The sequence below is a fragment of the Mesorhizobium sp. M1A.F.Ca.IN.020.03.2.1 genome, assembly GCF_004023205.1.
Lineage (GTDB): Bacteria > Pseudomonadota > Alphaproteobacteria > Rhizobiales > Rhizobiaceae > Mesorhizobium.
Map to the genome: position 1 here is coordinate 1 of NZ_RZSV01000319.1, position 5,113 is coordinate 5,113.

At 61.4% G+C, this 5,113-nt stretch carries 4 protein-coding genes and 1 pseudogene; 3 read left to right on the forward strand and 2 right to left on the reverse strand.

Annotated features, from left to right (window positions below; genetic code table 11):
- A pseudogene (locus EOA79_RS29470) lies at positions 1 to 305 on the forward strand (lipid A biosynthesis lauroyl acyltransferase); the annotation flags it as partial.
- A gap of 141 nt (positions 306 to 446) precedes the next feature.
- Here the strand turns inward: EOA79_RS29470 and EOA79_RS29475 are convergent.
- Both EOA79_RS29475 and EOA79_RS29480 read right to left on the reverse strand, forming a co-directional pair.
- Complete coding sequence (locus EOA79_RS29475) at positions 447 to 1,292, reverse strand: hypothetical protein (RefSeq protein WP_127403574.1); 846 nt, start codon at positions 1,290 to 1,292, stop codon at positions 447 to 449.
- A 188-nt stretch (positions 1,293 to 1,480) separates the two neighbouring features.
- A complete protein-coding gene (locus EOA79_RS29480) occupies positions 1,481 to 1,912 on the reverse strand; it encodes a L,D-transpeptidase (protein ID WP_066999783.1) in 432 nt (143 codons plus the stop codon).
- A gap of 255 nt (positions 1,913 to 2,167) precedes the next feature.
- Between EOA79_RS29480 and EOA79_RS29485 the strand changes: the two genes are divergently transcribed.
- Complete coding sequence (locus EOA79_RS29485) at positions 2,168 to 3,445, forward strand: acetylornithine deacetylase/succinyl-diaminopimelate desuccinylase family protein (protein WP_095825653.1); 1,278 nt, start codon at positions 2,168 to 2,170, stop codon at positions 3,443 to 3,445.
- A gap of 115 nt (positions 3,446 to 3,560) precedes the next feature.
- A complete protein-coding gene (locus EOA79_RS29490; RefSeq protein WP_095801922.1) occupies positions 3,561 to 5,039 on the forward strand; it encodes an ABC transporter substrate-binding protein in 1,479 nt (492 codons plus the stop codon).
- Positions 5,040 to 5,113: the final 74 nt, after the last annotated feature.

Sequence of the window (5,113 nt, forward strand, 5' to 3'; positions counted from 1 at the left end):
TCTTTGGTCGCCCCTGCCAGAGCAATCCCGTGCTGGGGATGCTCGCCCGCCACTATGACTGCGATGTCTATCCGGCGCGCTGCGTCAGGCTGCCGGGAAACCGTTTCCGATTGGAAATCGAAGACAAGCTCGACTTGCCGCGCACCGAAACCGGCAGCGTCGATGTTCACGCCACCGCGCAGCTGCTCGCCGACGTCGTTGAGCGCTGGGTGCGCGAGGATCCCGGACAGTGGATGTGGTTCCACAAGCGCTGGGAGATGAGCGGCCGGCGACGTAAGCGGCGTGAGCGGGCCAAGATCAGCTAAAGCGGCCCAGAACGTTCAGATCGCTTTCGTCTGGATCAAACGCTAAACCGCTAGGAGATAACTTTCTGCTAGCCGTGTTGCGTGCCATGCGCAACGAAGGGCCGCGAGGACTAAGTCCACGCGGCTCCAGGTTCTGCTGTCTCAAAGCGGAGCGGGGATGGTGAAGTTCGGCCGGAACGTATCCATCGTGGCACCGTTGCGATCCTCGGAAAGCAGTGTGTCCGAGCCGAAGCTTGCCCGCAGGCCAACCACGTATTTGTGGATGTTCACGCTGCCTGAAGCCTCCGAGATGGTCAGGTGATCCAACTGGTAGCGCCCGAATACCGACCACGGCGTCCCATCGAACCTGTATGTAGCCTGCAAGGCGGCTGTGACAGTATCGAGGTGGCCACCATCCGCGGAAAGCCTCGAGAACCCGAGTTCGCCATCGAAACGGAGATTGTCCTGGGCGAAGAAGCGCACCACTCCACGGCCGCCCCAGTTGTCCAAATGCTCCGAAAAGCCGCTGGCCCGCAACTGGCCATAATAAATTTGGCCGTAGATCGTCACGTTGCCGAAATAGGCCTGTGCCTCCGGGCCGACGGTGAAAGTGTAAAGGTCTGCGTCACCGATGCCGTTATCGCCGCCAAATCCGTTTATCGTAGCAAATCCACCCAGCGCATATGAGCTCGGATCACGCCAGTAACCGTGGATCGCACCGCCGTAGCTGTAGATGTTCGTGCCTTCGACCCAAAGCGAATCGATCACCGCGTCGGTCTGGATGTTCCAGCGGGCGTCGATCGGGAAATTCACCCGAACGGCGCCGCCGGCAGTCGTGCCATCCGAGTCGTCCCCGGGGGTCGCGAAATAGAGACCTCCGAGATAGATTTCGCCATAACCTGATATATGCGGCTGCGCGAGTTCCTGGTCCAGAAGAACGGGTGCATCGGCAGCAAAAGCCGAGGTTGCGGTTGCCGCGATCGCAGCGCTCAATAGAAATCGATACATTAAAGTCCCCAAGCAGCCAGAACAACGCTTCGTACTTACCACTGCGCCGTCATGCAAACCAGCTCCGGCGATGCTCACGCTAGTATAAGCTGCTTGTTTTTGAAGCATGTGCGGCATTGCTGCAACGCTCCGAGCAGGCGCAGCCATCAAATGCTGCCTGCGGCCTAGGCAGCCCTCTCCGGCCCGTTTCAATCGGTGACGACGATTCGCGTGTTGCCGTAGCCGGCTTCCTTCACCATCGAATAGAAAGTCGCGGCATTGGCCGTATGCAGGCGCACGCAGCCATGCGAGGCCGGACGCCCGAGATATTTCACGGCGCCGGTGCCGTGAATGGCGTAGCCGCCGCGGAAGAACACCGAATACGGCATCGGCGAATTGTCATACTTGCGCGAGTACCACATCCGCGCGGTCCATTGCGGCCGGTAGCTGCCGCGCGGTGTGAAGTAGCCCCTTCGGGCCGTCGATACATTCCAGCGATACAGCACCTGGCCGTATCTGCTGACGGTCATCGTCTGCGTCGAGACGTCGATATTGGCGACCAGCGAAGCCGCCCGGCTTGCGATCGAAGTGCCGAGCAACGTGGTTGCCAGCACGGCCGCCATGAGGCTGGATTTTTTCATGCGATGAACCCCTTCGATTGCCCCCTGCCATCACGTGGTCTCTTTTCCATCATTTTCGCCGGCAGGTGCGTTAAGTACCACACACTCCTTGACAAATTCGCCAATTCGATTTCGCGAATTTGAATGATTTCCCGTCATAGTTGCTGGGCCGCCGCCCACTCTCAACGGTTTAAGCGCGAGCCTGCCCTCAATCATTGTCCGGCAACCGCGAAAGGCAGCTTGCAAAAGCGCCGCGTTGCTTCTTCAATCAGCAGGATGAATGAACGACTCCTCCGGGCCGTCGATGACCGGGTCGACGACCTGATCGCGCTGACCGCCGAGCTCATCCGCTTTCCGACCGTCAATCCGCCCGGCGAGGCCTACCGGCCATGTGCCGAGTATCTTGGCGCACGCCTCAAGAAGCTCGGCTTCGAAACCGGATTCATTCGCGCAGAAGGCACGCCCGGCGACACCGACCGCTACCCGCGCGTCAATGTCGTCGCCCGCTTCGACGGCCGCTCGCCCGGTGCCTGCGTCCATTTCAACTCGCATATCGACGTGGTCGAGGCCGGCGAAGGCTGGACCGTCGATCCTTTCGCCGGCCTGGTGAAGGAAGGTAGGGTCTACGGCCGCGGCGCCTGCGACATGAAAGGCGGGCTGGCGGCTTCTGTCATTGCCGCCGAAGCCTTCATGGAGGTCTATCCCGACTTTCCCGGCGCCATAGAGATATCCGGCACGGTCGACGAGGAATCCGGCGGGTTCGGCGGCGTCGCCCATCTGGCGAAGCTCGGCTATTTCTCGAAGCCGAAGGTCGACCACGTCATCATCCCCGAGCCGCTGAACAAGGACCGCATCTGCCTTGGCCATCGCGGGGTCTGGTGGGCCGAGATCGAGACCAAGGGCGAGATCGCGCATGGCTCGATGCCGTTCCTCGGCGACAACGCGGTGCGCCATATGGGTGCCGTCGTGCAGGCCTTCGAGGACGAGCTTTTCCCGGCGCTCGACCGCAAGGTGACGCGCATGCCGGTGGTGCCCGAGGGCGCCCGGCGCTCGACCATGAACATCAATTCCGTCCATGGCGGCCAGACCGAGGATTTCCGGCCGGGACTGCCCTCGCCCAACGTGCCGGATTCCTGCCGGCTGACCATCGACCGCCGCTTCCTGCTCGAGGAAGACCTCACCACCGTCAAGGGTGAAGTCACCGGCATCCTCGACCGGCTGAAGCGCGAGCGAGAAAAGTTCGACTACGAGATCCGCGACCTGATGGAGGTGCTGCCGCTGATGACCGAGCGCGACGCGCCGGTGGTGAAAGCCGTCGCCAAGGGCATCATGGAAATCTTCGACCGCGAGCCGGAATACGTCATTTCGCCCGGTACCTACGACCAGAAGCATGTTGCCCGCATTGGCCAGATCTACGACTGCATCGCTTATGGCCCCGGCATCCTCGATCTCGCGCATCGGCCGGACGAATGGGTGAGCATCGCCGACATGGTGGACGCGGCCAAGGTGATGGCGATCGGCCTCGACGTGCTGCTGCGCGGTACGACCGGCTGATCGGGAAAAACATTTCGCTTGGCGCCACCCGGCAGCACGAAACGCAATTTACTCACAGGCCAAATCACGCTTCTATCCGCTGGGCTTGTCCGTTTGACCGCATGGGAGTTCGGCAATGAGATTGTGGAAGACCATTTTGGCCGCCGCTGTGCTTACTTTCGCGGCCGCCACGTCGGCATTTTCGGCCCGTACCGACCTCGTCATCGGCATTCCGCTCGAACCCCCGCATCTCGATCCGACCGCGGGCGCCGCCGCCGCCATCGACGAGGTGCTCTACGCCAATGTCTTCGAAGGTCTCACCCGCATCGGTCCGAACGGCGAGGTGATCCCCGACCTTGCCGAAAGCTGGACCATCTCGGATGACGGCAAGATCTACACTTTCAAGCTGCACACCGGCGTGAAATTCCACGACGGCAGCGATTTCAGCGCCGACGACGTGAAATTCTCTCTCGACCGTGCCCGGGCCGACAATTCGGTCAACGCCCAAAAGGGGCTGTTCGCGCAGATCGACAAGGTCGATGTCGTCGATCCGGCGACGGTGAAGGTCACGCTGAAAAACCCGCAAGGCTCCTTCCTGTACAATATGGGCTGGGGCGACGCGGTGATGGTGTCGCCGAAATCGGCCGACACCAACAAGGAAAAGCCGGTCGGCACCGGCCCCTTCAAGTTCCAGAACTGGGCCAAGGGCTCGTCGATCACGCTTGTGAAGTCGGATAATTACTGGGGTGCCCCGGTTGCGCTCGACAAGGTCGAGTTCCGCATCGTACCCGACGCCGCCGCCGCCGTGCCGGCGCTGCTTTCGGGCGACATCCAGGCCTTCCCCTTCTTCGATCCCGACAGCGTCTCTCAGGTCAAGGACGATCCGCGTTTCAAAGTGGTGATCGGCTCCACCGAAGGCGAGACGATTCTTTCGATCAACAACAAGAAGCCGCCCTTCGACAAGCTCCAGGTGCGCCAGGCCATCTCCTTCGCGCTCGACCGCAAGGCGATCATCGACGGCGCCTCGGCGGGCCTGGGAGTGCCGATCGGCTCGCATATGTCGCCCGCCAACAAAGACTATGTCGACCTCACCGGCCTCTATCCGCACAATGTCGACAAGGCCAAGGAACTGCTGAAGGAAGCCGGCCTAGAAAAAGGCTTCAAGGCGACGCTGAAGCTGCCGCCGCCGTCCTATGCGCGGCTTGGCGGCGAGATCATCGCGTCCGAGCTGCGCGATGTCGGCATCGATCTGGAGATCATCCCCGTCGAATGGGCGCAATGGCTGGATCAGGTCTTCACCAAGAAGGACTACGACCTCACCATCGTCTCCCACACCGAGCCGAACGACATCGATATCTATTCGCGCAAGGACTATTACTTCAACTACGACAACCCGGCCTTCGATGCCATCATCGCCAAGCTCAACCTGACCTCGGACGAGGCGAAGCGGAAGGAGCTGCTGGCAGAGGCGCAGAAGATCCTCGCCGACGACGCCGTGGTCGGCTTCCTTTACGAGCTGCCGAAGGTCGGGGTCTGGGACGCGAAGCTGCAGGGCCTGTGGGAGAATGCACCGATTCAGGCCAATGACCTTACCAAGGTGAAGTGGACGGATTGACGCCGGCGCGGTCGCCTGATCGCCTCCCATGGCCACCTATCTCCTCAAGCGCCTCATCATCGCGACCATCACGC